2 protein-coding genes are annotated in these 1,902 nt (G+C 64.8%); both read right to left on the bottom strand.

Annotated features, from left to right (window positions below; all coding sequences use genetic code 11):
• Positions 1-40: 40 nt before the first annotated feature.
• A complete protein-coding gene (gene tnpC / locus ABIB95_RS47290; protein WP_354249232.1) occupies positions 41-1,669 on the bottom strand; it encodes an IS66 family transposase in 1,629 nt (542 codons plus the stop codon).
• 70 nt (positions 1,670-1,739) lie between these two features.
• The gene (tnpB, locus tag ABIB95_RS47285) at positions 1,740-1,898 is read right to left on the bottom strand and encodes an IS66 family insertion sequence element accessory protein TnpB (RefSeq protein WP_354249234.1); all 159 of its coding nucleotides are present in this window, start codon (positions 1,896-1,898) and stop codon (positions 1,740-1,742) included.
• Positions 1,899-1,902 lie beyond the last annotated feature (4 nt).

The raw sequence follows: 1,902 nt of genomic DNA, 5'->3' as shown, positions 1-1,902 counted from the left end.
GTAAGCATCCGGCGAAGACCGCGCGCGGGTCATTTTCGGCTCAGGCGGCTTGATCAACGTTCCGGATGGCAGAGCGCCAATTCCATGGCAGCAGTTCGTCGAGCCTTTGGACGGGATGCTCGGCGATGCGCGCCAGAACGTCGGCGAGCCAGGCTTGCGGATCGACGTCGTTCATCTTGGCGGTGACGATCAGGCTGTACATCACCGCCGCCCGCTCGCCGCCGCGATCCGAGCCGCAGAACAACCACGACTTCCGACCTAAAGCGATGCCGCGCACGCCACGCTCCGCCGCATTGTTGGACAGGCAGATGCGGCCGTCATCGAGGAAGCGGGTAAATGCGCTCCAGCGCTTGAGCATGTAGTCCATGGCCTTGGCGACATCGTTGCTGCGCGAGAGCTTGGCGCGTTGTGTGCGCATCCAGGCTTCCAGATCGGCCACGAGCGGCGCGCTGAGTTCCCGGCGAACTGCCTGGCGCCTTTCGGCGCTCTGACCGTTGATGGTCCGCTCGATCTCGAACAGGGCGTCGATCCGGCGGACTGTTTCCAGCGCCAGCGGCGAGATCACTGCCGGCTTCTTGCCCTGAGCCTTGCGACGCGCATTCTCGGCCAGATCAGCCATCACGAAGAACGGCCGCCGGGCATGGACCCAGCACGCGGCTTCCAGGATCGGACCTGCGTTGCGGCCCGGTTCGTAAAGCCTGCCATAGCCGCCATAGGCATCGGCCTGGAAGATTCCGCTGTAGTTGGCCAAGTGAGCCTGGGGATGCTCGCCGGCCCGATCGCGCGAGTAATAGAACACCGCGCCCGGCGGGGCCTGCCCTCCAAAAGGCTTGTCGTCGCGCACATAGACCCAGATCCGGCCGGTGTCGGTCTTGCCTTTGGCCAGGACCGGGACCGTGGTGTCGTCCCCGTGCAATCGCTCGGCGCTCAGTACGTAGGCCTCGAGGCGCTTGAACAAAGGTGCCAGCGCCGCGGTGCAGCCGCCGACCTGGTCGGCCAGGGTCGACAGACTGATCGGCACGCCCTCCTTGGCATAGCGCTCCGCTTGCCGGTTCAGCGGCTGATGTTGACCAAACTTCTCGAACAGCACCATCGCCAGCAGGCTTGGCCCCGCCCAGCCGCGGGCAAGCACATGGAACGGCGCCGGAGCCTGGCTGATCTTCTCGCAATCACGGCAAGTAAACTTCTCGCGGACGTGCTGGATCACTTTCCAGGATTTCGGGATCACCTCCAGCGTCTCGGTGATGTCCTCGCCGAGCTTGGACAGCCGCGCGCCGCCACAGCAGGCGCACGCCACAGGTCCCGGCACGATCACCCGCTCGCGAGGCAGATGCTCCGGGAACGGCTGGCGTGACGGCCGCTTGCGCGTGAACGACGCCACCTTCGTGGTTTTGGCCGCGGCCATTTCGGCGGCGAGTTCGTCCTCCGTCGCCGAACTCTCCAGCTCCTCCAGCGTCAGTTCAAGCTGATCCAATAGCCGCGCGGTACGCTCCGAGCGCGGACCATGGCGGTCGCGGTTGAGTTTCTCGATCTGCAGCTTCAGATGGGCGATCAACGCCTGGTCGTCGGACTGCCGGGCACGGGCGGCCGCAGCCTCCGCCCGAGCAACGATCAATGCCGCTTGCAGCGTTTCGATGTCGTCTGGCAGCGATTCAAGGCCGTCACCCATGGCCCCGATGGAATCACAAAAGAGGCGATTTGAGGCGTCTTTTCTTCCGCACCTCAGAACTTTTTTGAGCCTATCCTGCGCTCTGTGGCCGCCACGTGTGCTGCGGATTGCGCCAGTCGATCGCCTCCAGCAGATAACTCATCTGCGCCGCGCTCAGCCCCACCACACCGCCCACCGTCGCCGGCCAGACAAAACGGCCACGGTCCAACCGCTTCGCGTAGAGCGACAATCCA

Origin of the sequence: Bradyrhizobium sp. LA2.1 (assembly GCF_040547725.1) — a bacterium.
GTDB classification, from domain to species: Bacteria; Pseudomonadota; Alphaproteobacteria; order Rhizobiales; family Xanthobacteraceae; genus Bradyrhizobium; species Bradyrhizobium barranii.
Note: the sequence above shows the minus strand (reverse complement) of the source record. Positions and strands in the feature narration are given on the sequence as shown.